20 protein-coding genes are annotated in these 24,861 nt (G+C 35.2%); 7 read left to right on the forward strand and 13 right to left on the reverse strand.

Going from position 1 to position 24,861, the window contains the following annotated elements:
• Positions 1 to 69 precede the first annotated feature (69 nt).
• The 4 genes from ald to fdhF form a co-directional block, all read right to left on the reverse strand.
• Positions 70 to 1,203, reverse strand: coding sequence for an alanine dehydrogenase (ald, locus tag EUC40_RS22960; protein WP_156576691.1), 1,134 nt, complete (start codon positions 1,201 to 1,203; stop codon positions 70 to 72).
• Between the two features lie 369 nt (positions 1,204 to 1,572).
• Positions 1,573 to 3,444 (reverse strand): glycerophosphoryl diester phosphodiesterase membrane domain-containing protein, encoded by a 1,872-nt coding sequence (locus tag EUC40_RS22965; RefSeq protein ID WP_156576692.1) that lies wholly within the window; start codon positions 3,442 to 3,444, stop codon positions 1,573 to 1,575.
• Between the two features lie 155 nt (positions 3,445 to 3,599).
• Positions 3,600 to 4,082 (reverse strand): helical membrane plugin domain-containing protein, encoded by a 483-nt coding sequence (locus EUC40_RS22970; RefSeq protein ID WP_001040512.1) that lies wholly within the window; start codon positions 4,080 to 4,082, stop codon positions 3,600 to 3,602.
• 12 nt (positions 4,083 to 4,094) lie between these two features.
• Entirely contained in the window at positions 4,095 to 7,037 is a 2,943-nt protein-coding gene (gene fdhF, locus EUC40_RS22975; RefSeq protein ID WP_156576693.1) for a formate dehydrogenase subunit alpha, read from the reverse strand.
• Positions 7,038 to 7,339: 302 nt separating this feature from the next.
• Between fdhF and fdhD the strand changes: the two genes are divergently transcribed.
• Both fdhD and EUC40_RS22985 read left to right on the forward strand, forming a co-directional pair.
• Positions 7,340 to 8,146: a formate dehydrogenase accessory sulfurtransferase FdhD gene (fdhD, locus tag EUC40_RS22980; RefSeq protein WP_151626328.1), complete on the forward strand. Its 807-nt coding sequence runs from the start codon at positions 7,340 to 7,342 to the stop codon at positions 8,144 to 8,146.
• A 226-nt stretch (positions 8,147 to 8,372) separates the two neighbouring features.
• A complete protein-coding gene (locus EUC40_RS22985; protein ID WP_156576694.1) occupies positions 8,373 to 8,879 on the forward strand; it encodes a GNAT family N-acetyltransferase in 507 nt (168 codons plus the stop codon).
• 355 nt (positions 8,880 to 9,234) lie between these two features.
• Here the strand turns inward: EUC40_RS22985 and EUC40_RS27465 are convergent, their stop codons facing one another.
• Positions 9,235 to 9,357, reverse strand: coding sequence for a hypothetical protein (locus tag EUC40_RS27465; protein WP_071710179.1), 123 nt, complete (start codon positions 9,355 to 9,357; stop codon positions 9,235 to 9,237).
• 332 nt (positions 9,358 to 9,689) lie between these two features.
• Here EUC40_RS27465 and EUC40_RS22990 point away from each other — a divergent pair, with 332 nt between their 5' ends.
• The 3 genes from EUC40_RS22990 (at position 9,690) to EUC40_RS23000 (ending at position 12,549) form a co-directional block, all read left to right on the forward strand.
• Positions 9,690 to 10,361, forward strand: coding sequence for a response regulator transcription factor (locus EUC40_RS22990; protein ID WP_000238943.1), 672 nt, complete (start codon positions 9,690 to 9,692; stop codon positions 10,359 to 10,361).
• 65 nt (positions 10,362 to 10,426) lie between these two features.
• Positions 10,427 to 11,890 (forward strand): sensor histidine kinase, encoded by a 1,464-nt coding sequence (locus EUC40_RS22995; protein ID WP_156576695.1) that lies wholly within the window; start codon positions 10,427 to 10,429, stop codon positions 11,888 to 11,890.
• A gap of 146 nt (positions 11,891 to 12,036) precedes the next feature.
• Positions 12,037 to 12,549: a GNAT family N-acetyltransferase gene (locus tag EUC40_RS23000; RefSeq protein WP_071710177.1), complete on the forward strand. Its 513-nt coding sequence runs from the start codon at positions 12,037 to 12,039 to the stop codon at positions 12,547 to 12,549.
• A gap of 34 nt (positions 12,550 to 12,583) precedes the next feature.
• Here the strand turns inward: EUC40_RS23000 and pdxR are convergent, their stop codons facing one another.
• The gene (gene pdxR, locus EUC40_RS23005; RefSeq protein ID WP_156576696.1) at positions 12,584 to 13,984 is read right to left on the reverse strand and encodes a MocR-like pyridoxine biosynthesis transcription factor PdxR; all 1,401 of its coding nucleotides are present in this window, start codon (positions 13,982 to 13,984) and stop codon (positions 12,584 to 12,586) included.
• Between the two features lie 121 nt (positions 13,985 to 14,105).
• Here pdxR and EUC40_RS23010 point away from each other — a divergent pair, with 121 nt between their 5' ends.
• Entirely contained in the window at positions 14,106 to 15,032 is a 927-nt protein-coding gene (locus EUC40_RS23010) for a DMT family transporter (protein WP_156576697.1), read from the forward strand.
• Positions 15,033 to 15,414: 382 nt separating this feature from the next.
• Here the strand turns inward: EUC40_RS23010 and EUC40_RS23015 are convergent, their stop codons facing one another.
• On the reverse strand, positions 15,415 to 16,770 hold the full coding sequence (locus EUC40_RS23015; protein ID WP_156576698.1) for an RNA-guided endonuclease TnpB family protein: 1,356 nt from the start codon (positions 16,768 to 16,770) through the stop codon (positions 15,415 to 15,417).
• 298 nt (positions 16,771 to 17,068) lie between these two features.
• On the opposite strand from EUC40_RS23015, the gene EUC40_RS23020 reads away from it, so the two are divergent.
• Positions 17,069 to 17,593 (forward strand): DUF4871 domain-containing protein, encoded by a 525-nt coding sequence (locus EUC40_RS23020; RefSeq protein WP_071710173.1) that lies wholly within the window; start codon positions 17,069 to 17,071, stop codon positions 17,591 to 17,593.
• 290 nt (positions 17,594 to 17,883) lie between these two features.
• Here EUC40_RS23020 and EUC40_RS23025 read toward each other — a convergent pair whose 3' ends face one another.
• The 6 genes from EUC40_RS23025 to EUC40_RS23050 all read right to left on the reverse strand — a co-directional run bounded on the left by EUC40_RS23025 (position 17,884) and on the right by EUC40_RS23050 (position 24,813).
• A complete protein-coding gene (locus EUC40_RS23025; protein ID WP_071710172.1) occupies positions 17,884 to 19,086 on the reverse strand; it encodes an NAD(P)-dependent malic enzyme in 1,203 nt (400 codons plus the stop codon).
• Positions 19,087 to 19,145: 59 nt separating this feature from the next.
• Positions 19,146 to 20,474 (reverse strand): 2-hydroxycarboxylate transporter family protein, encoded by a 1,329-nt coding sequence (locus EUC40_RS23030; RefSeq protein ID WP_415783995.1) that lies wholly within the window; start codon positions 20,472 to 20,474, stop codon positions 19,146 to 19,148.
• A gap of 140 nt (positions 20,475 to 20,614) precedes the next feature.
• Positions 20,615 to 21,322, reverse strand: a complete 708-nt coding sequence (locus tag EUC40_RS23035; protein ID WP_151626320.1) for a response regulator — start codon at positions 21,320 to 21,322, stop codon at positions 20,615 to 20,617.
• Entirely contained in the window at positions 21,319 to 22,923 is a 1,605-nt protein-coding gene (locus tag EUC40_RS23040) for a sensor histidine kinase (protein WP_156576699.1), read from the reverse strand. Before EUC40_RS23040 ends, EUC40_RS23035 begins: the two co-directional genes overlap by 4 nt.
• A gap of 305 nt (positions 22,924 to 23,228) precedes the next feature.
• The gene (locus EUC40_RS23045) at positions 23,229 to 23,978 is read right to left on the reverse strand and encodes a C39 family peptidase (protein WP_156576700.1); all 750 of its coding nucleotides are present in this window, start codon (positions 23,976 to 23,978) and stop codon (positions 23,229 to 23,231) included.
• A 13-nt stretch (positions 23,979 to 23,991) separates the two neighbouring features.
• Positions 23,992 to 24,813 (reverse strand): transporter, encoded by an 822-nt coding sequence (locus EUC40_RS23050; RefSeq protein ID WP_071710167.1) that lies wholly within the window; start codon positions 24,811 to 24,813, stop codon positions 23,992 to 23,994.
• Positions 24,814 to 24,861 lie beyond the last annotated feature (48 nt).

Here is a 24,861-nt window from a genome sequence, read left to right on the forward strand (position 1 = left end):
GGTATTATCTCTTAGCTCTTATCATGTTGTTTTATATATTGTTCGATTTTGTTTTGTATAATGCTTTTATTAGCAAGATACTGTTGCTGTTTCTAATAATTCTTTAGCACCTTTGTACTCTACACCGTGAGCTTCTGCAACCGCTTCGAATGTTACATAGCCATCTAATGTGTTAAGACCTTTTAATAATGCAGAGTTGCTTAGGCAAGCTTCTTTGTAGCCTTTGTTCGCAATTTGTACTGCATATGGTACTGTTACGTTTGTTAATGCAAGAGTTGATGTACGTGGAACCGCACCTGGCATGTTAGCAACTGCATAGTGAACAACGCCGTGTTTTTCGTAAGTTGGGTTGTCATGAGTTGTAATACGGTCAGTTGTTTCGAAAATACCACCTTGGTCAATCGCGATATCTACAACAACAGAACCTGGTTCCATTGATTTAATCATTTCTTCTGTTACAAGTTTTGGCGCTTTTGCACCTGGGATTAATACTGCACCGATTACAAGATCAGACTCTTTTACAGCTTCTGCAATATTGTAAGGATTAGACATTAAAGTTTTTACTTGGTTTCCGAAAATGTCATCTAATTGACGAAGACGTTCTGCGCTTAAGTCGATGATTGTTACATCCGCACCTAGTCCAACTGCAATTTTAGCAGCATTTGTACCAGCTTGTCCACCACCGATAATTGTTACTTTACCACGTTTAACTCCTGGAACACCTGCAAGTAAGATACCTTTACCGCCTTTGTTTTTCTCAAGGAATTGTGCACCGATTTGTGCAGCCATACGACCAGCTACTTCACTCATAGGTGCAAGTAATGGTAATGAACGGTTGTCTAATTGTACTGTTTCGTATGCAATCGCAACAACTTTCTTCTCGATTAAAGCTTTTGTTAATTCTGGCTCTGGAGCTAAGTGTAAGTATGTGAATAAGATTAAACCTTCACTGAAGTGTTTGTATTCGCTTTCAATTGGTTCCTTAACTTTCATAACCATTTCCATGTTCCAAGCTTCTTCAGCTGTATCAACAATTTTCGCTCCTGCTTCAACATACTGAGCGTCTGTGAAACCAGATCCTAAACCTGCACCCTTTTGAATGAATACTTCGTGATTGTTACGAATTAAATGTACAACACCTGCTGGTGTCATTGCCACACGGTTTTCGTTGTTTTTAATTTCTGCTGGTACCCCAATACGCATAATGAAATGCCCCCTTATAATTAACAGAAAAAAGAAAGTCTTTTTTCTTTTTGTAATAATTAATAACTTATGTCCTTATTCTAGCATAACTTAAAAGTTATGAAAACGCTAACATACTATTTTTTTAAAGTTTATATATTTAGAATAGTGTAAATATATAAAACATTGATTCTATTAGGTATTCCGTGTCACCCCATTATCTAGCACTCTATTTTTATTATACTGACTCCAAACAAACAGTAATCATTTATTATTTGACAATAATGTAACAATGTAAGAAACCCAAATAACCACGTATACATATACACTTATTATTTTACACAATACTTTAGAGATATATTCTTTTCACAAAAAAACAGCTGCTAGCATTTAGCCAGCAGCTGGATAACTTATAAATAACTTCGAAAACAAATCATCTGTTGTTTCCGTAATTTTATCGAACAAATCACTTTCTTCTGCTTCTTGCTCTTTTAACATCTTAATTGTTTCACGTGCCGATTCAGGATAATCGGTAATGATACCATCTACGTTCAATTTATAATAACCTTTTAAACTTTCCATATCATTTACTGTCCATACGTAAATTGGCTTATTTAACTTTCTTGCTTCTTTTACTAATTTCTTATTTAACATGTATTCTTCTGCTACATAAAAATCAGCCTTCACATTCTTTAAGTTAGCTCTACTCGCATACAGTATATATCCTACTTTTATTTCTGGATTTGCACGCTTAAACTCTTTAATGAGGGGATAATGCAATGTTTGAATAACGCATTGTTTCTCAAAGTCATTATCTTTAATTGTTTTTAGTACTTTATTTACGAAGTCCTTCTCACCACCATGAAGCTTCACTTCTATATTGAGTTTTATTTTATTTTTTGAAAGCTTGATAATCTCATCTAATGTACTAACTTCTCCTGTGAACCCATCTTGGCTAAGAGTAAGCTGCCTTAACTCATCCATCGTTAAATCTGACACATGCACATTGGCATTGGCAAGACGCTTTAACTTCAAATCATGTATAACCGCTAGTTCACCATCTTTCGTTTGTAATACATCTATTTCAGCGTAGTCTGCCTTTGCATCAATAGCACCTTGCACAGCTTCTTTCGTATTTTCTACCCCTTTTGATATATATCCGCGGTGCGCCATAATAATCGGTTCTTTATACGAATTTGAAATAAACGTTACAATGAAGGCAACGACCATTCCGGCCGTAATAATGCCTACAATATATACACTAATAAATTTCCAACGATGTTTTTGGAAGAAACATTTATCTGCTTTCGTTTTCGAATAATCTAATCCTTCTTCTAATAACACATCTTCAACCGGAACCTTTTGTAAGTACAATCTTGTTATAGCCATAATATAAAATGGTGTCACAATAAAACTAAATAAATACAATGTACTTGTTAGGAATACAGAAATCGTTGATTCGGCTAATAATGCAAATGTTCCTTCCGGGTTTGTAAATTCATACACACCCCATAGGCACAATAAATATATTCCAAAAAACACAATATAAACAAGCCCTATTGAAATGAAAAATCCTACTAAAAAGAATAGTACTTTCAAAAAGCTTTCTTTTACTAACCTTGCACTTTTACGCGCTGCTGTGCGAAACGGTTTTTGTTCTAAAACGACAATAGGTAAAACAAAAATCCAGCGAAGGTTCAAATACGCAACTACAGCAAAGAACGTGTAATAACCAACTTGTCCCATCGTTGTCTTAAACAGTTCTCCTGTAATAAAGTTAGGAATTTGAATTTGCGGAATTAGTGCCGTTTCATATCCCTTACTTAAAAGAGGCAATAATACGACAGCATATAAAATAAATCCCGGTAAGCAATATGTGAAAAGAGTAGGTAAATACGTTACCGTTTTATATAAAATCGGACGTAATTTCACCTTTTGTCTTTTATGAGCGAAATACGAAATAATAATAAGCACCGCAAATTCCGTAAAGATAAGAAACAGTGCTAACAATGACAAAATTACAATTGCCAAGATGCCGTATGGCGTTTTTAAAAATGCTAATAACTCATCATTCGTTGCATTTGCATAACCACCAAAATACAATAACTTATTAAAAATGATCCCAAATAGCGGAACAAATACAACCGCTGCTAATAATTTATAAGCAAGTTGAAAGGTTAATACATTCCAAAAAGCAAATTTAACTGTTTGAAAGGAATGTCCCATTACTCCTGGTATAGATAGTTTTTTACGGTGTTGCATATATTCCTCCAAATTCTAAAACGATATTTGAGATGGATTCCATACTTCCATTTCCAATCCATCTTTTTAATAATAATATATTCCGCTTAACATGAACACTCTTATACATGCAATGAAAAAAGTGATGGCTATTTCCCATCACTTTTTCATCTACTCTATTTTTTCTCTAGTCCTTGTCCAAATGCTTTCAAAAAGCTAAAACCGAATGTAATGGCTCTATTGATATCTGGATCTTTTAACACTTTAAAGAAATCCATTACCTTCGTTTTTTTACCACTATTTAATTCATCCGTTGCAAATTGCAATCCAGTAACTAAACTTGATGTAATTTGCTTTGTTACTTCTGGGTCAACTGAAGATAACGCTTCTCCTGCACCCATCATATTGTTTAATGCATTTTTAACTGGCTCACGATTTAATTGCTCCACAGCAATTTTGGACACATCTTCCTTTGCAGCAAGTAAACTAATCGCTGCATCTAAAATGCCAGCTTTCTGTAATTGTGCCAATAACTGCATTGTTTCCTCGACTGCTTCACGGTTATTCGCTAACTCAGTGAACAGTTCCTCTGCCAATTGCTGTTTTTTCTCTTCTTCTGTTACAACCTTTTTTTTGATTAAAGTAATCTCTTTTGCCATTATCTCCGCCCCCTAATTCTGGTCCACAAGTGATACATATTGTTTTCGCTGCCATTTTTGCTCAATTTCAACACCGTTTTGCGGATGACGTTTTTTATCTCTTGGGTTTGAAGATGGTAATGGACGATTTCCTTTTTCACGTAATACGCGCAGTTTCACCATCGTTTGTTTATAAGCTGGTGTACATGTATAAATGTCGGTTGCTGTTCCTGTTAAAATATTGATTGCCTCTTCATTTACAGTCGCATGCATCGGCAAATATAACTCATTTCCAGTTACACGCTCTGTAACAAGTGCTTGTACTTTAATCTTCCCAAATGGTGATGCTAATTCTACAAGACCACCATCTTTAACTTTGCGTTCTAAAGCAAGTTCAGGTGAAATTTCAACAAAGACTTCAGACACTTTAGATAAAATTCCAGCCGACTTATTCGTCATATTTCCTTCATGGAAATGCTCTAGCATACGGCCATTATTTAAGAGTAAATCATACTCATCTGGTGCTATAACTGGTGGTACCCATTCATCTAATGATAGACGAGCAAGTTTATCTGGGAAGTTAAATCCGTCTACATATAATAGTGGTGTATCACTGCCATCATGGCTACCCCAACATAAACTATTCCATCCCTCTAAACGGTCGTACGTTGCTTGAGAGTATAACGGGGCAAGTGATGCAATTTCATCCATAATTTCACTTGGGTTTTCATAATTCCAATCCCCACCAAGTGCACGAGCAACTTTTTGCAAAATCCACCAATCTGGTTTGGAATCACCAAGTGGCTTCAATACTTCATACAACCTTTGAATACGACGCTCTGTATTCGTAAATGTTCCTTCTTTTTCTAAACTTGGCGCCGCCGGTAAAATGACATCAGCAAAACGAGCTGTTTTTGATAAGAACATATCTTGAACAACAAGGAAGTCTAAATTCGCTAAAATATGTTGCACATGGTTGGCATTCGAATCCACTAAAGCCATTTCTTCACCCATGACATACATACCACGCAGTTTTCCTTCGTCTGCTGCAAGTAACATTGCGATATTATTTAAACCTGGTGCTTTCGGAATAGTAGTACCATATGCTTTTTCAAATTTTGCACGAAGCGTATCATCTGAAACTGCTTGATAACCCGGAAGCCAGTTTGGTAATGTTGCCATATCACAAGCACCTTGCACGTTATTATGTCCTCGTAACGGATATGCACCTGCACCAGGACGACGGTAGTTACCCGTAACAAGCAGTAAATTTGAAATTGCTGCTGAAGTTGTACTTCCTCCTGTATTTTGAGTTACACCCATTCCCCAAAGTACACAAGTACCATCTGCTTCATATACCATACGAGCCATTTCTTTTAACTGAGCTTTAGAAATACCCGTAATTTCTTCGGTATAATTAAGCGTATATTTTTCTAGCATTTTGCTATATTCATCAAAATTCTTTACATTTTCAGCTATGAACTTTTTATCATGCCAATCTTGATCAATAATATATTTCGTGATACCAGCAAGCCATACATAATCCGTTCCTTGACGTGGATGAATAAATAAATCCGCTCGCTCTGCCATCTCATGTTTGCGAAGGTCTGCCACAATTAATTTTTGTTCGTGTAATTTATGAGCACGTTTTACACGTGTCGCAAGTACAGGATGACCTTCTGTTGGATTTGCACCAACAATAATAACAAGACCTGCTTCAGCGATATCTTTCACTGTTCCAGCATCCCCGCCCATGCCGACAGTTTTAAATAAACCGTCTGTCGCTGGAGACTGACAATAACGTGAACAATTATCTACGTTATTTGTTCCATATATTTGACGGGCTAGTTTTTGCATAAGATAGTTTTCTTCATTCGTTACTTTCGAAGAAGAAATAAAACCAAATGCATCACTGCCATATTCTGATTTAATATGCTGCATGTTAGATGCAACCACCTCAAGAGCCTCTTCCCAAGTGGCTTCAACAAACATATCTCCTTGACGAATTAATGGTTTTGTAATGCGATCTTCACTATTTACAAAGTCCCATCCAAATTTACCTTTTACGCATGTGGAAATACCGTTAACCGGCGCATCTGAAACAGGTTGCACTTTTAAAATATGCCGGTCTTTCGTCCATACTTCGAATGAACAACCGACACCACAAAATGTACAAACGGTTTTTGTTTTATTAACCTTCGTCTTACGCATCGCAGATTCCACTTCTGAAACTGCTAAAATACTGCTATATCCTGGTTCTACATCTTTTACAAAATCAATCATCGGATCTAACACATCTGGTTTTAATCCCGTCATAAAACCAGCTTCACCTAGCATTGTTTTTTCCATTAACGCATTACATGGACATACTGTTACACACTGCCCACAACTCACACAAGATGAGTCATTTATACTTACACCATTGTCCCAAATTACACGTGGACGATCCAGACTCCAATCAATTGACAACGTTTCATTAACTTGTAAATTTTGACATACTTCTACACATTGCCCACAAGCAATACATTGATTTGGATCATATCGATAAAATGGATGTGACATGTCCACTTCACACGCACTTACTTTCGGTTCATACGGATATTTCTGTTCTTCAATTCCCATCATATGCACTGTATTGTGTACTTTACAATTACCGTTATTGTTATCACATACGGTACAATACAATAAATGGTTTTCTAATATTCGATCCATCGCCTCAGTCTGCGCCTCTTTTGCACGCTGTGACTGTCTTTCAATATGCATACCATTCTCTAACCTCGTTGAACAAGCACGCATTAACTTTCCATCTACTTCTACAATACATGTATCACAAGTTTGAATTGGATCTACTTCTGGTACATGACAAATTTGAGGATGTTCCAAATTACTCTCGTTAAATAATTGTAGTATCGTCTTTTCACCCGATGCGGAAAATTCTTTACCATCAACGGTTACACGGACTGTCTGTTCTGCCATAGTTTCCCCTCTCCTTACAACCAACTGTACAACACGATTTTTGAATCCGTTTTCAAAAATCGCATTACTGTACATATTTTTGAAACACTCTGCCCGAATACTTTTCTTATGAAGTTGATTCTAGATGTTATAAGGTATCACTACGAAAGCTTAAAAATGTCACTATTCTACAGTTCTATTATATCGTACATATACAATAATAACCAAAATAATCTGTTATCTTCCTTTTAATAGATGTTTTTATTTTTTCAATGTTTTATGATAAACATGGGAGAATAATACATATAAAAGGGGCGTTTAATATGGGGGATACGCAAGAGACTTATACAATTGTACGCTATCAATCTGGTACATTTTCAAAACAAATTGATGAGATTGTTACTGAATCTCCTATTACTATTAAATTAAATGGTGAAGAATATGTAACAGTCGTATGCACACCAAATTATATTGAAGATATGGTAATTGGTTTTTTAATTTCTGAAGGAATTATTTCTTCCTATAAAGATGTTGAAAAACTATGGGTTCAAAAAGATAACGGAATTGTCCATGTAACATCATCAAAAGTAAATCCGCTCTATCAAAATTTATATAATAAACGATACATCACTTCTTGCTGCGGAAAAGGTAGACAAGGTTTTATTTTCGTTAACGATGCTGCAAAAGCAAAAGATTTACATGATATACACGTAAAAATCACTCCTGAAGAATGCTTTCACTTAATGAATACTTTACAACAATCTTCCACTACCTTTCGCCAAACCGGCGGTGTTCACAATACCGCGCTATGCGACCGAAACAATATCCTTCTATCAAGAATGGATATCGGAAGACATAATGCATTAGATAAAATATATGGTCACTGTTTGCGCAACAATATATCAGTTAAAGGGAAAATCATCGCATTCAGCGGACGCATTTCATCTGAAATTTTACTCAAAGTTTCAAAAATCGGATGTGAAATTGTTCTATCTAAATCCGCTCCAACAAAACTAGCATTGCAACTCGCTCACGATTTAGGCATTACAGTCGTAGGATTTATTAGAAATGAATCTTGTAATATTTACACACACCCACATCGGATTGATGGTTATCAATCGAATAACTAAAATAACTCCTCAATCGAGGAGTTATTTTAGTTATAAAAATGTAATATATTAAAGACTTGAATAGTTAATTAAGTTAATATATAATTTCATTACATAATCAAAAACAAAATATTGTAGCATATATCTTTTCATTCTTTTACAAATTAAAAGAGACTGCTAACAAAACGCATACACAATCTGATACAAGTAATGGATTTATTTGAAATCCACCAGGGAGGTTACAAATATGGAAATTCGCTTATTAACGACAGAGGACGCAGAAATATATTTAAAAGTTTGTATGGAAGGTTTAACGAAGAACCCAGAAGCTTTTAGCTCTTCTTATGAAGATGTTCTTAAACATGAGAATCCTGTAGCTGCTATGGCAAAACGATTAAGCAATCCGGATAAGTATACTCTAGGGGTCTTCAAAGATAACGATTTAATCGGCATTGCTACTTTAGAAACAAAGCCATTTATTAAACAAGAACATAAAGCAAAAATTGGCTCTGTTTTTGTTTCCCCAAAAGCGCGTGGCCTTGGAGCAGGACGAGCCCTAATTAAAGCAATTATTGAAAATGCCGATAAATTACATGTAGAACAACTTATGCTCGATGTTGTCGTTGGTAACGATGCTGCAAAAAAATTATATGAGTCATTAGGTTTCCAAACTTACGGCGTACAAGAGCGTTCATTAAAACATAACGGTCAATATTGGGACGAGGAACATATGGTTCTGTTCTTAAATGAGTAATACTCCAATATAGTTTTCCAAAAGCATCTTTTTATTAAGAAAGGTGCTTTTTTCATTACAACAATGTAATCTTCATGTCACCTTTATCGATCGTACCAAACCTTTCCATTCATTATACTAAAAATATAAAGTGAAACTTTACTCAGTGGGGAACTACATCCCACGCTGATCGCATGTACTTGATATGTAGAGGAGAATGTGACATGAAACAAAACAAACGAGCTATGCTTTTAATATTTACTACAGCGATTGTAACTTCTGGTTTAGCAATTTTACCTTGGTTTATTATATGAATACTCCCCCTAACAACGAAAAAAGCTTATTGCTTCTTAAGAAGCAATAAGCTTTTTTTATATTATAAAATCCCTAAAAATTTATTTACACAACTTATAATAATAACCATAGATACGGCAACACACATTACAACCGTATTACGATCTTGCTTTTCTTTTGGTGAAATTTCTTCTTTTGGATTCATGTGTATAATCTCCTTTTTTAAAAAAAGTGTGAGATAGGAAATTTTTCTTATCCGATGCGAGGTGAATACGAAAACCCTCTCTATCTCACATACACAATAGAATGGAATTGTCATTTTATAAATAAAATGACATGACGTTATGTCGCAACATAGGGTATTTTGTGTCGCTACGTTTTCTATTATAAAAAATAGTTGTGCAAAACTAGTGCATTTTTTATGTCAATTACTCTGAGCGAAAAATAACTCTTCCACTCCAATCAGATAAAAAGAGTTTTTTATTATTTTCATGTAAACTATACAAATAGAATGAACAGTTTGGGGTGCACAAGATTATGGTTAAAATTTTATTAGTAGACGATGAAGAACGTATGTTACGATTATTAGATCTGTTCTTAAGCCCTCGCGGCTATTTTTGTATGAAAGCTAACTCTGGCCTTGAAGCACTAAAGTTAATCGAACAAAAAGACTTCGATATTATTTTGTTAGATGTTATGATGCCGAATATGGATGGATGGGATACTTGCTATCAAATCCGTCAAATATCCAACGTTCCAATCATTATGCTAACAGCTCGTAATCAAAATTACGATATGGTGAAAGGTCTTACCATGGGGGCTGATGACTATATTACAAAACCATTTGATGAACATGTATTAGTCGCACGAATTGAGGCAATATTACGCCGTACAAAGAAAGATGGCTTTGTTGGCTTCAATGGTATTGAGTGGGACAAAACAAAACATACTGTCACAGTATATGACGAAAAAATCTCACTAACTCCTATCGAATTTTCGTTACTTGGACTATTTTTACAAAATACAAACCGTGCTTATAGCCGAGATGATTTAATCGAAAAAATTTGGGGTTATGAAACAGACATCGAATATAGAACAATCGATTCACATATTCGCAATATCCGTGATAAATTACGCAAAAAAGGATTTCCTGTTGAAAACTACTTAGAAACTGTCTATAAAGTCGGATATAAATGGAAAGGTGAATAATTACTTCGGTCAGTGAACAATAGTGTATCACTGACCCTTTATATGAAATAAGGTATGGTGAGAAAATGAGTAAACTTTCACTTAAAATTGGGACATACTTTTTAATATTAGCTTTATGTATTGAAACAATTGCTTTCGTTTCTTTTTACAAAAGCATTTCAAAAATGCGCATTGAGGAGGAAACGCTTGCTCTTTTAGAAAAAGGTAATCGTTATAGTAGCATGATTAAAAACCGCGCCAAGTGGAATGTATATTCTAAAGAAAAGAGACTCACAGAAAGCGCTGAACACAGTAAACGGCCTAAACGTGCTGTATACCCCGAGTTTGATATCAACACTGAAGCTGAACACTTAGTCGAATCAGAAGCAATTGCTAACTCTGATATAGCTATCATTATAACCGACAATAACGGCAAAATTATTTCCACTTCAGAACCTGTAACAAAAGCAATGCAAAAACAGCTTACTTGTAAAACAGAAACTCTTCCAGAAGGTGGATTGATCGTCGAAAAGAACTGGAAAAAATCAAAATTCATCACAACGGTAAGCCCACTTAACACAGCAGAATTTCAAGGAAAGTTATATATGTTATTGAAAACATCTTTTTTAGAAAATATGTTACTTAAACTCATGAAGCAATTTCTTATCATTAGTGTTTTGACAATTATTTTAACGACTATTTCTGTCTTTGTTTTTTCTCGTGTTATTACAGAACCACTTATAAAAATGAAGAGGGCAACAGAAAAAATGTCAAAATTAAATAAGCCAATTCAATTAGGTATTAAACGGAATGATGAGCTTGGAAGCTTAGCAAAAACGATTGAAGATTTGTCCAGTGAACTGACTTATATGAAAAAAGAACGCAATGAATTTCTCGCTAGTGTCGCCCATGAACTATTAACTCCATTGACCTATATGAAAGGTTATGCGAAGGTAGCAAAGAGAGACTCTTTAACGAAAGAAGAGCGAGAAGAATACTTACAAATCATTGAGGATGAAACAGATAGTGTAACCGATCTCGTACAAGATTTATTTATGCTTGTACAATTAGAACAGCACCAATTTGTTATAAAAAAACAAAAAGTACTTCTTAGTCCTTTTTTAGAGCGAATGGTTGAAAAAACAAAAACAACATTAACTAATAAGCAAATGCAACTTCATGTATACTGTAAAGAGGATTTAGAAGTGTATATAGATGAAAGACGCATGGAACAAGTGATGTTAAATTTATTGCATAACGCTTATCAACATTCGCCAGAAAATACTTCTATAACAATACGTGTACTAACAGAAACAAATTCTTTTACAATAAGTGTACAAGACGAAGGCGAAGGTATTCCTGAAGAAGATATCCCGCATATTTTTGATCGTTTTTATCGTGTTGATAAATCCAGAACGAGAGCTACTGGGGGGAAAGGTATCGGGCTAGCTGTTGCAAAAGAAATTGTAGAATTGCATAACGGTTCCATTCTAGTAACAAGCCAATTAGGAGTAGGAACAAACTTTATAATTGAACTACCTTTTGAATAATATGAGTGTGAAAACACCAGTAGTAGTAAACACTACTGGTGTTATTTTGTTCATAAAATCCGCTCATATAAGCTAAGCTTTTGAAATTATTCTTATTTCAATATAAAATAAAGATACATTTGTCAAAGATTTGGAGGGTGATATAATTGGATATCCATGTATTAACAAAAGACGAAGCGGAAATTTACTTAGAACTTCGTGTAGAAGGATTAAAGCAAAACCCTGAAGCTTTCAGCTCTTCTTATGAAGATATTATTAATAAAGAGTGTGCGATTGAATATAAAGCACAAAAATTAGCACAAGATGAAAACTATACGCTAGGTGCATTTAAAGATGGTAATTTAATCGGAGTTGCGACATTGGAAACGAAACCATATGTAAAACAAGAACATAAGGCTAAGATCGGTTCTGTATATGTCTCTCCAAAGGCACGTGGACTTGGAGCAGGAAAATCCCTGATTAAAGAATGTCTCGAACTTGCTAAATCTTTAGAAGTAGAACAAGTTATGCTTGATGTTGTTGTTGGCAACGATGGAGCAAAAAAACTTTATGAATCATTAGGATTTAAAACATTCGGTGTGCAAGAACGTTCATTAAAATATAACGGACAATATTGGGACGAAGAGCATATGGTCTTATTCTTAGATGAAAATAAATAATAAAAAACATCCTCTCGTGTGTGAGGATGTTTTTTTACTTTTTTCTAAACCACGCTGTATTTAATAGTTGAATTGCTTTCGCAATTTCTTCTTCTGATAAAATCGCAAACCCAAGTAAAACTACATTTTCAGGTGCAGTACCGTCTTTATAGTACGTAGAAACAGGATATATTTTAATACTATATTTTGCAGCTTCTTGAATGAGTTCTTCTTCTCGCATTCCATTATGCACTTGTAATAAAATGTGTAATCCCGAATCTTCTCCTATTACTTCAACACGATTAGAGAAATACTTTTCTATTTCAAAGACAAGTCGATCTCTCTTTTTCCGGTAGACGACACGCATTTTATGAATATGTTTTTCCCAATAACCTTCATTTAAAAACTTTCTAATCACTTCTTGGTCCATCCTTGAAACACTTTGCGTATAAAACAAATATTCCTTTTGATACTTGTTAATTAAATTCTTCGGTAATACTATATAGCTCATCCGTAATGAGGGCAACAAAGCTTTTGATAGCGTCCCCATATAAATAACTTTCCCATCTGTATCTAACCCTTGCAGTGCCGGAATTGGCTTTCCTGAATAACGAAATTCACTATCGTAATCATCTTCAATAATATATCTATCTTCTTCTTTCTTTGCCCATTGTAAAAGCTGCGTCCTTCTCGTAATAGGCATAATCATTCCATATGGGAATTGATGAGAGGGCGTTACAAATACAACATTTGCATCGCTATTCTCTAAATCCGCCATACAAATTCCATCCCTATCTAAAGACAACATTTGAACCTTCTTTTCTCCTTGTTCAAATGCAACCATTTTCCTATGATACCCTGGATTTTCGACTGCATAACAGCTCCCCTGTAATAACTGAAACAGTAACTTTACTAATATTTGTGTACCGGCTCCTAATACAATTTGACTCGGCGAACAACGCACACCTCTAGATTCATACAAATAATTTGCAATTTCTTCTCTTAAGCTCACTTCTCCTTGTGGGTGACCAAGAAAGAGCAACTCATTATTGTGTGGCTGCCATACGTCATTTATAAGTTTTCGGTACATATTGAATGGAAAAGTATTTGTATCGACTCCTGTTTGTGTGAAATCAAATGTATAATCCCTCTCCAGAAAGGAGACCTCCTCTATTCTATCTTCGCTTCCTTCTACATGAATCATTTGCTCAATTTCACATACGAAGTAACCTTTTCTCGAAATTGACTCAATATACCCTTCTGCAAGTAATTGCTCATACGCCGCTTCTACTGTATTTTTACTTACTTGTAAATATATCGCTAGCTTTCTTTTAGCCGGTAATTTCGTAAAAGCTGGAATCGTTCCATCTTTAATCTCTTTTTTTATATACTCATACAATTGCACATACAACGCTATTTTACTTTGCGTATTTAAATTAGGCGTTAATTCCAACATAATATCTGACCCCTTAATAAAACTAAAATCTGATACTTTTTACAGTACCAGATTTTATATATAATTCCTTTTATCATGTCACACATAAAAAAATCAAGTACTAGAGAGGAGATGCATGATAGTGAACAATACTAGACGTATTGGACTCATTATGATTATTACAGGAGCTACCTTATGGGGGTTATCTGGTCCAATGATTCAGTGGCTTTTTCAGCATACTAACGTATCATCAATTGATTTTTTAACAATTCGCTTGTTACTTGCGGGAATATTTATTTTATCTTTCTTACTAATAAAGAAACAAAACATTTTTCAAATTTGGAAACACCCTAGACATTCTATACAACTTATTATTTTCTCTATTCTCGGCATGCTCGGTGCTCAATACGCATTTATCGAAACGGTTCATATTAGTAATGCGGTCACAGCAACACTATTTCAATTTCTAGGCCCTGTACTTATTACCATTTATGTTGCCTTTGAACAAAGAAAATTCCCTGCTTCTATGCAACTATTCGCAATTATAGCCGCGCTAACAGGGACATACTTTATTATTACAAACGGTTCAATTGAAAACATTGTTTTATCGAAAGAAGCCATTATTTTTGGCCTATTAACAGCGATTGGATTTGCATTTTATACCCTTCATCCTGCTTCCCTTATTAAAGAATGTGGAACAACTGTAGTAATTGGCTGGGGCATGTTAATTGGAGGTATTGCACTGCTTATTTGTAATCGTTCTTTTGGGTGGAATCAAATTTCGCAAACCTTCACACTCCAAACTTTTTCTATGCTTATTCTTATCATTATAAGTGGTACCCTTTCTTTCCTTCTTTATATTGGTAGTCTTAAATATTTAGTTGCAACAGAAACTAGTATTTTATCTAGCATCGAACCACTTGTAGCAGCCATCGTTTCAATCGCTTGGCTAAATGAATCGTTTGGAGCGTATCAATTACTAGGCGGCATATGTATCGTTCTTTCTGTCATTTTCTTAACGATGCCTCAAAAAGAGCGCGATCCAGTCTATTCAACTGAACAAATATAGAAAATGTCAAAAGAGGTCGTATAAAACTTACGACCTCTTTTTATACTTTAAAGGAATTGTCCCGCCTTCTAGCAAATACAATTACACTAACAGTCAACTACCCCCACTGAGATGAAACGTTTCAGCGGGGGCTTGAGTTCGAACGCTAGGTCTTTTCATCTATCGCTAGACAGTTTGACGCTCTAGCATTCATGCAACCATACGGTAACACCCCAAGTATGTTTTTGGTTGGTACTGGCAACGAACGATTGTTTTCCCACTTGCACCACCCTTTCGAAAAAAAAGCAGTTCTTCCTTGTAGAAGAAGCCACCACTCAGATGAATCCGGCGTGTGCTACAAGCCCCGACAAAGTCGAGTACACATGGATGGTTGACGCACCCACTAAGCTATGCACAAAGCAACAGCCTTACGTTTTTGCACTTCTAATAGAATCGGCGCTTTCACTTTGAGGTTGTCATCCAATTGTACAACTTTTGATTTTTGCAATATATTCAATGCACCATTAATATCAGCGTGAATACATGTTCCTGCTTTACTTTGGTACAGACCACGAGTCATTCGTTTACCACTAAAGTGATAATGCGTTCTATCTTCCTTAGACCAAACAGGAACCGGATCTTTATCAAGAAAACTAGCTTTTGAAGTATAGCTTTCTTCTTGTTTGAAAAATCGGATACCTTCTTTTATACATTTATTCTCAATTGCTGCAATCAGTTTATGAAACGGGATTTGAACAAACTTTTGATTATTCTTTTTTCCCATATCAGATTTTTGTTTCCAGCCAGCGTTATACCCTACGACAATCGTATCTATATCGAATTCTTTCGCCTTTTTGAACAACAGGCCTACCGTTTGTGAAATGTAACCATTTATTTGCTTTTCTCGTTTATGCCAAAGTGCAGCCATTCGATTCGTTACAACTCGTTTTGAAAGTCCATTTTCCACATTTTTCAGCCCTAGATTACGTATCATTTTGTTGAAGTATTGGTTAATGGATTTTAGTTTTTTCCCATCAATTAAGAAGGCATCACCTGTATTGGTTACGCAACTTATTAATCTATCTACACCTAAATCGCAACTCAAAGCGTTACTCGTAGTCGTGGATGGTTTCTTCATTTGAGAAACGTGCACTTCATATGTGTAATGCACCTCAAAGAGCCGACCTTTTTGCTTCGGTACAATCTCAATGTAGGAGATTTTTTTATTTCTTATGTTTTTAGGCATACGTATTTTAATGGAACCGAATTTTTGCCTGAACGCAACACTCATCGGAATCATCCAATACCCGTTCTCATCTACTTTTGGCACTTGATAGATTTCAATAATTCTTTTGTCAGTGGAACGAGAATAATTCGGAAACTTAGGACGCCCTGTGAAATTCTCAGTTTTTTTCTTCCACTGTTCCAATGCTTTAAAAAAGCTTTTTACTTCTGCATATAAGGCTCTACGAATGGCTTGGACAGAGTTTGATTGCATGCCCCAGTAATTCATATCGGCTTGCATGGCGGTATCCACTTCTTTTACAGTAGCTATTTTATTATGATTCAAATAACTTTGTTTAATGGTATACAACCCAACATTTCGCAATGCTTTTGAACTATGTGACATGCGCTGAAGTAAACGAAATTCTTTAGCCGTGAGACAAGCTCGTCCGATATTTTGTTTCTGCGTGAATCGTTGTATATTTTCTCTTTTCTTCTGTTTACGTAATACTTTCACTGCTTTCTTTCTAGCCATTGTTTTCACCACCTTTCTTAGAGAGTTCATTAAAATTATTTCTTTCCTAAGATAATATTTGAAACGAAACGGAACAAAATGTGAATATAGTCTTCATCGTAATTCCTTTTGGCTCAAGTAACCGAATGATTATGATTATCATTATTCAATTTCGTTGTCTTACGATCTATTCCCTCCTTATCTAAGGGTATATTGTATCGTAAGACAAAAAGAAACAAAAAAGTTCAGCCTTATTGACTGACGGCAATTCATCTCCATCTGAATTGCCGAAAAGGATAAAAATTAGGAGTGTGAAACCATGAAAAAAATTGGAACTATGCTACTTTTCTCCTTTCTCATCGCTGGATGTACACAAGCGCAGCCAGATTCAGAAGCACCTAAAAAAGAAGCTATCGCAACGTCATCCACTCAAGTTAATGCACCTTCCTTCTTTCACCTTAGCGTTTTAAAAGATGTAAATTGGGAAGAAACACCCTCCTTCATACAAGAAAAAATACCTTTAAAAGGCATCGAAGAAAAAGTCGCAATGGCTGATAAACCTATTATCGCAAATGAACACAATGAAATGATGTGGTACTTTTTAGATCCTGAAATGCCAACTGGAAAACTATCTATTGTTGCACTAAAACAAGGATCAGTAACCCCAACACCCGTACTCTTTCAACAAGAAACTTCTAAACCAACTTGGACTACTTCAAATACAATTGATTCTACTACAACCGAACTCCCACTCACTATGTCACTACCTTCATCTGGATTATGGGTATTAAACATATATGTAAATGAAAAATATTATGAGCAATTTGTAATCACCGCTAAGTAAAGTGACAAAAATAAAGCACTTTCTTACAACAATGTAATTTCTACGTCATGTACTTCGATAGTTGAAGTATCTCTCTTCTCTTATACTTAAAGTAAGAAATGAAACGAGGAGAGATGAGAGATGAAAAAAGTGATAGAAGTGATCGTAGCAGTAACTGAGGTTTTAGTAAATGGTAAACAAGTTGCAATGGAATTAAATAAATAGTGAAGAAACATAAATAATTCTACACTTCTTCATTATTTTGATTTCTTATCTCAAAAAAGCAGTGCCTAAAAGGGCACTGCTTTTGACTATCTATAACTTGGCATTTTCGTAATCTGTGCCACACCTGAATCAATGGCTGCTTTCGCTACAGCTTCTGCAACACTTGGAACAACTCTTTTATCTAACGGATTCGGGATTACATAATTCGCATTACGTTCTTCGTCCGTAATGATGTTAGCGATCCCATATGCTGCCGCTAATTTCATCTCTTCTGTAATATCAGTCGCGCGCACATCTAACGCACCGCGGAATATCCCTGGGAACGCCAATACATTATTTACTTGATTCGCATAATCCGAGCGCCCGGTTCCTACTACAGCTGCCCCAGCCTCTAATGCATCCTCAGGGAAGATTTCTGGAATTGGATTAGCCATAGCAAACACAATTGCTTTCTCATTCATCGTTTGTACAAGTTCTTTCGTTAATACGTTAGGAGCAGATACGCCAATAAAAATATCCGCTTGATGAATTGCTTCTTTTAACGTTCCACGCACATATTCTCGATTTGTCTTTTTTGAAACTTCAATTTGTGCTTCGTTCATCCATGATTCACCTTCACAAACAATACCTTCTAAGCTAACTAACGTAATGTGCTTTGCACCAGCCTTTAACAATAATTTTCCAATTGCAATCCCTGCCGAGCCAGCACCATTAATAACAATTTTAACATTATCCATTTGTTTACTTACAACTTTTAATGCATTAATAACAGCTGCTAAAACAACAATAGCTGTTCCATGTTGATCATCATGGAATACAGGAATATTCGTTTCTTCTTTTAATCGTTTTTCAATTTCAAAGCAACGTGGCGCTGCAATATCTTCTAAATTGATACCAGAAAATGTAGGCTCTAAATTTTTCACGAGGGTAACGATTTCATCTACATCCGTCGTCCCTAGACATAACGGGAACGCATCTACATTAGCAAATTTCTTGAATAAAATACTTTTCCCTTCCATAACAGGCATAGCCGCTTTCGGTCCAATGTTCCCTAGACCAAGTACTGCAGTTCCATCTGAGACAACCGCTACCATATTACCACGTGCTGTATAGTCGTAAGCTGTTTCCTCATCTGCTGCAATTGCTTTACAAGACTCAGCCACGCCTGGTGTATAAGTCAAGCTTAAATCGTCCGCTGTATTCACTTCCACCTTACTTGTAATCTCAATTTTCCCTACTAACTCTTTATGCAATAACAATGATCTTTCATTAATTTGATTTTCTAACATACTTATAATCTCTCCTTAATTTGACAAGCTAGCTATATGAATATAGCTAGCTTGTTTGATCATGAAAACATTTTTAATAAAATTGTCGCTGTTACGACCACTGCCGCTCCACCTAAACGCGTTGAAATTTGCGCAAAAGGCATTAATTCCATACGATTTGAAGCTGATAGAATCGCAACATCTCCAGTTCCACCTAAACCACTATGACATCCCGTTACAATTGCTGATTCAACAGGATACATTTTCATCACTTTTCCTACAAGAAAGCCTGATGCTACCATTGTAAGAACAACTGATGCACACACAACAACATATCCTACAGAAAGAACTGCCGCTACGTCTTTTAACGGAATATATAGCAATCCTAAGCCGACCATTAACGGCCATGTTAAATTTTTTGAAATAAATTTATATAAATGGAATGCTCCTTGCTCCATTTTTGCTGGCATTAATTTAAAGTACTTCACAAGTGCTGCTGAGAAAATCATAATGATCGCCCCAGGAATCCCAATGAACTTAGAAGCAAATCCTCCAAAGATGAAGAACGTACATGCAATTAATAAACCTGCTCCCATTAATGAGAAGTCAATTGGCTTCTCTGTATTTTGTTCTTTTAATAATTCTGCTTGATTGTCTGTTTTCACTAATACACCGTTACCACTAAGCTCAGGTTTTTTCTCACCTAAACGCTTCATATAGCCTGCACTCACAATTGCAAACATATTCCCGATAATAGCTGCCGGAATAAGTTGTGATACAAATGTTGCTGATGACTCATTTAAAATATCACCATAAGCTAACGATAATGGTAAAATCCCTTCCCCAATACCACCACTCACAATTGGTACAATGATAAAGAAGAATGTCTGCTTCATTTCAAATCCAAATAATGAACCTACTAATAGACCTACCGCTATAGAAGCTAACGTCCCTACCACTAAAGGTATAAACATGCGAACGAAACCTTGTACTAATACTTTACGGTTCATTCCTAAAATACTTCCAACTACTAAACAAGAAATATATAAATATAAAAAGTTCGATTTTTTCATTAACATAGTCGCAGCTTCCATTGAAGCTGGATTCATCCAGTTAAAAAATACAAGTAACGATGGAACAAATAATGAAAGAATTGCTGGACCACCGATGTTTTTTAAAATTGGAATTCTCATCCCAATGTCACCTAAGAAAATACCCATAATCATAATAACTGCAAATCCACCAATCATATCAGCTGGCAATTTATTATATACAGATGCCCCATAAATAATAGCAGCCAATACTACGTATAACGGTAAAGGTATAACACCGATTTTTACATTCATAATTTTAGAAGCGAAAGATTCTCTTTGTACCTTATTCTCCTCAGATAATGATATCGCTTCCATATCCTTTCGAATTCCCATATGGCACCCCCTTGTTTTCTTAATAACAATATTAAAACGCTTTCAATAGTAAAAATAGTTTTTGTAAGTTTTGTAATTGATTTTGTAATTAAAAAAAGTATAAGCGACTTATAATAAGTCGCTTATACGTAAAACTCTATTTTATTTTGGTCAACACATCTTAATTTACTTACAGGTCTTCCCACATGTTGATATACCATTTCGTTTTCTAACACTCCAATTTCAGTCAAAAACATAACATACTTTCGAATAGAAACTCTTGAGACCCCTACTAATTGCGCCATTTCATCTGTTGTAAACGCTCCTCCATTCAGCAACTCGATCTTCTGCCAAATTAATTGTAACGTTTGCTTCGTTAATCCTTTCGGGAGCTCTTTAGTGACAGTAGGCTCTCTTTTTTCTTTTTGCAAAATTAATGAATCTAATTCCGATTGACTAATTTTTTGTTGCTCTTTCATAAAAGTGAGTTTTTCTCGATATATAGTTAATGCCTCTTTAAATCGTTCAAATGTAAATGGTTTAATTAAATAATCTACAACCCCGTATTGTAATGCCTTTTTAATACTCCCCATATCGTGTACAGCTGAAATCATCATAATATCGATTTCTTTTTCTTGATTCCGAATATACATTAAAAGCTCGAATCCAGTCTCTCCAGGCATAAAAATATCAAGTAACACTAAATCTACTTGTGATTTTTCTAATGCTTCTATCGCCGATTTTACCGAGTTAACTGCATGAACAAGTTCAAACCCTCCTACTTGCTCTAGATAATGTGTATTTAACATCGCTACCATCGGGTCATCTTCTACAATTAAAACTTTAATCATATTTGCCTCTCATCCCTACCTTTAGGTATTTCAATTATTATCGTTGTTCCCTCTCCTAACAATGAGGAAATGTGAATTTCGCCATTTATTCGCTGTATACTTTCTATTACAAGATACAAACCATATCCACGATTGTCTCCTTTTGTGGAATAACCTTTTGTAAATAATGTATCAATCTCCTCTTCTTTTATACCATTCCCCGTATCTTGTACTGTAATAGTCAATTTATCCCCATACTGTATCCCGATTTCAACTTGTTTCTTTTCACAATTCATCACTGCCTCTAATGCATTATCTATTAAATTTCCGACAATCGTAATAAGTTCATGAGTAATACTTTCATCATATATCTCCGGCAAGTAAGCATCTTCACTTATAATTAAATTTATATTTTTCTCTCTAGAATAGCTAAGTTTACCTAGTAAAAAGCCAGCAAATACTGGATTTTTAATTTTTTTCATAACCCCGCCAATTTCATATTGATGCTCGGATACCATACTACTCACATATTTTTGGAGTTCTTCATACTGTTTCATATGTGTAAGTCCTAGCACGACATGCATCTTATTCATAAATTCATGAGATTGTGCCCGTAGCGCTTCCGCATATAGCCTAATGCCAGTTAATTCCTCTGCTAATTTTCTAATCTCTGTTTTATCACGAAATGTTGCAATCGCGCCAACTATTTCTCCTTTTACATATAAAGGAACACGATTCGTAACAATCGTAATTCCATAAATATTTTGTTCTTCGTTTAATTGTACCACTCCTGTTTGCAGCACTTCTTTTATACGTGAATTAGGCATATACAATTCAACATCTTTACCGATAAAGTCGTCTTTAAGTCCACTTTTCTTAAATAGCCGCTTTGCTTCATTATTAATTAACGTTACTTTCGCTTCTTTATCTACAGCAATAATACCCTCTTTGACCGATTGTAACATCGTATTTCTTTCTTCAAGAATTTTCGCTATCCTATGCGGCTCAAGACCAAATAAACTTTTCTTTATATGTCTAGCTAGCAATATCGCTCCTATAATGCCAACCAATAGCCCAACTCCAACACCGATATACATGATATGTCTACTTTCCTTAACCCTCTCTTTTACATTATCTGCTGAAATTCCAACCGCAACCACTCCAAGTTGTTCCCCTGTTTCAGAAAAAACCGGTATAAATACTCTCATAGAGACCCCTAAAGTTCCTTCTGCTAGCGACACATGTTCCTTTCCCTTCAATGCCGTTCCTTCATCTCCTCCAATGAAATGTTGCCCTATTTTTTGAGGATCGGGGTGAGATTTCCGGATTCCATTCATATCCATAACGACAATAAATTGAACATCCGTACTCTTTAATAGCTTATTTGTATACCCTTGAATCAAGGAGGTATCTACCTTCCCCGCCAACCCATCAATTACAATAGAATCATTTGCCACAATACGTGCAATCGTTTTTGCCTTCTCTGCCTGACTTTCTTCTGTCGTTCGTTCAACATTATGGCTAATTAAAAGATCTGTTACGAGTAAAGAAAAAATTACAACTGTACACACTAGTAATGTAATCGTTTTCCATAAATTCCATAGTTTTTTTCTTTTTTTCATCCCGTTAATGACTCCCCTAATTGCTAAATAGAAAAATAAGTAAGGTGATATTATTTTCACCTTACTTACTTATTTGCTGTTATTATACTTCAAATGTACTAGTCATTTCTTGTAGTTCTTCTGCGGCCGCAGCAATTTCATCGATAGCATTTGTCACTTCTTTTGTATCTCCAGCGACTCTCTTCGTTGTTTCTACTATTTGATTAATTTGAGAAATAATATGGGTAGTAGAACTTAAAATTTCTCTACTATACTCCCTCTGTCCATCACCTTACAGTTATATAGTTAAAGCCCTTTTTCCTAATTTATTTTGAGTTCTTTACGTAACTAATCGCCTGACTCCCCATTTGCACCCATGCCTTTTCAAAGTCTTCTCTCGGCACTTTTACATCTAAGCTATCATCGAGAGGATCTCGAATATATACAGATTCCTTATCGTATCCAACAAGTACAACACAATGTTCATTATACGTAATAGAAACATCTCCATTTTTTGTTTTCCATGTAGTAAATTCATCTTCATCTAGTGGTGCAAACGTTGCATTCGTAATCATAACTACCGGTTTTCCGGCTTTTACACTCTTATACATTTCTTCTATACTCTTCCCCGTTAAGTCCACAGCTCTATTCGGTAAATATTTTTTGGCTAACTGAAAAAGTGGTCCGTGATATACACCGTATCCGGATTCAGAAAAAGTATAAATATTACCTACAAATCCTTCATTCGGATTTCCACGTACACCATCGTTCATAAAATCAACTTTTTTTATTTCATTTGCTAATTTCATTTTATCTACTGAAACGCCTGCATATTGTAACATCATTGCTAAACTTGTCACTTCACACCCTCTATCCAGCTCTGGTAATTGCTGAATTAAAGGCACATTCGATAAGATAACCTTTTCGTCATTATTACTGAACTCCGTTCGTTTTCCGCTTTGTATATTTGAAAATATTAACCTCTCCACAAACTTTGGAATTCCATTTGTATATACACTCCATACTGTTGCACCTAGTAAAGCTATACATATATACCACTTCCATTTCCGTATCACTCTCACGCCCTTTTTAATTCGTTAAATAAGAATAAAACGCGTCAGCATCCGTTCGAATCATCGGTACAAAATTTAGTTCTTTTCCTTTCTCTGGTTCATCCTTTTTTATCTTTTCTATTAGATCTTGAATATTCATATTCGTTTTGTCCATATTAAGCTCATCTGCCATTTGCAATACTTTTTGTTCATTAATTTCTCTTAATACTTGATATATATCTTTACCGTACAAATCAATATGATATTTTTTTGCTTCATCCTGTACTTTTTGTTCGTACACTTCTTGCGCTAACTCCTCTATCTCTTTTCCTTTTTGTGAAATACCTAACTTTCCTGCTTCTTCTCTTACTTTCGTTCCATAGATTTCTTCCGCTATGTCTTCTATTTCTTTTCCATTTGTCGAAATGCCTAATTTATCCGCTTCATCATTAATTTTAATCGTATTAATTTGAGTAATTAAATTTACAATTGATGTATTCTCTATAGATATGCCCAACTTTAACGCTTCTTGCTTCACTTTTGTTTCATAGATTTCTTCTGAAAGAGTTCCAACATCTTTTCCTTCAATCGAAATCCCTAACTGCTGCGCTTCTCTTCCCACTTCTGTTTCATGAATTTCTTTTTCTAGCGTAATCTGTTCTTTTCCTTCTGTTTCAATACCGAGCTTCTCTGCTTTTTCTTCTGTATGCGCTACATGTATCTTGCCATTGTTTAATTGTTCTTTACTACGCTGCGTGTAATCTGTTTTTCCCTTTTGTGTTTCAGAAGGAGAGGCACCCCCTAATATACTTAAACTCATCACTCCAATAGTGAATACCGTCATCATTTTCTTTTTCAAATTTACTTCCTCCCTCTTTCACTGTCTTTTCCATCATTCCCATAAAGT

Source organism: Bacillus luti (assembly GCF_009739945.1).
Lineage (GTDB): Bacteria > Bacillota > Bacilli > Bacillales > Bacillaceae_G > Bacillus_A > Bacillus_A luti.

Excerpts from the sequence above, each read along its gene's own strand:
- ald (WP_156576691.1), bottom strand. The coding sequence starts at position 1,203 with ATGCGTATTGGGGTACCAGCAGAAATTAAAAACAACGAAAACCGTGTG.
- EUC40_RS22965 (WP_156576692.1), bottom strand. The coding sequence starts at position 3,444 with ATGCAACACCGTAAAAAACTATCTATACCAGGAGTAATGGGACATTCC.
- EUC40_RS22970 (WP_001040512.1), bottom strand. The coding sequence starts at position 4,082 with ATGGCAAAAGAGATTACTTTAATCAAAAAAAAGGTTGTAACAGAAGAA.
- fdhF (WP_156576693.1), bottom strand. The coding sequence starts at position 7,037 with ATGGCAGAACAGACAGTCCGTGTAACCGTTGATGGTAAAGAATTTTCC.
- fdhD (WP_151626328.1), top strand. The coding sequence starts at position 7,340 with ATGGGGGATACGCAAGAGACTTATACAATTGTACGCTATCAATCTGGT.
- EUC40_RS22985 (WP_156576694.1), top strand. The coding sequence starts at position 8,373 with ATGGAAATTCGCTTATTAACGACAGAGGACGCAGAAATATATTTAAAA.
- EUC40_RS27465 (WP_071710179.1), bottom strand. The coding sequence starts at position 9,357 with ATGAATCCAAAAGAAGAAATTTCACCAAAAGAAAAGCAAGATCGTAAT.
- EUC40_RS22990 (WP_000238943.1), top strand. The coding sequence starts at position 9,690 with ATGGTTAAAATTTTATTAGTAGACGATGAAGAACGTATGTTACGATTA.
- EUC40_RS22995 (WP_156576695.1), top strand. The coding sequence starts at position 10,427 with ATGAGTAAACTTTCACTTAAAATTGGGACATACTTTTTAATATTAGCT.
- pdxR (WP_156576696.1), bottom strand. The coding sequence starts at position 13,984 with ATGTTGGAATTAACGCCTAATTTAAATACGCAAAGTAAAATAGCGTTG.
- EUC40_RS23015 (WP_156576698.1), bottom strand. The coding sequence starts at position 16,770 with ATGGCTAGAAAGAAAGCAGTGAAAGTATTACGTAAACAGAAGAAAAGA.
- EUC40_RS23020 (WP_071710173.1), top strand. The coding sequence starts at position 17,069 with ATGAAAAAAATTGGAACTATGCTACTTTTCTCCTTTCTCATCGCTGGA.
- EUC40_RS23025 (WP_071710172.1), bottom strand. The coding sequence starts at position 19,086 with ATGTTAGAAAATCAAATTAATGAAAGATCATTGTTATTGCATAAAGAG.
- EUC40_RS23030 (WP_415783995.1), bottom strand. The coding sequence starts at position 20,474 with ATGGAAGCGATATCATTATCTGAGGAGAATAAGGTACAAAGAGAATCT.
- EUC40_RS23035 (WP_151626320.1), bottom strand. The coding sequence starts at position 21,322 with ATGATTAAAGTTTTAATTGTAGAAGATGACCCGATGGTAGCGATGTTA.
- EUC40_RS23040 (WP_156576699.1), bottom strand. The coding sequence starts at position 22,923 with ATGAAAAAAAGAAAAAAACTATGGAATTTATGGAAAACGATTACATTA.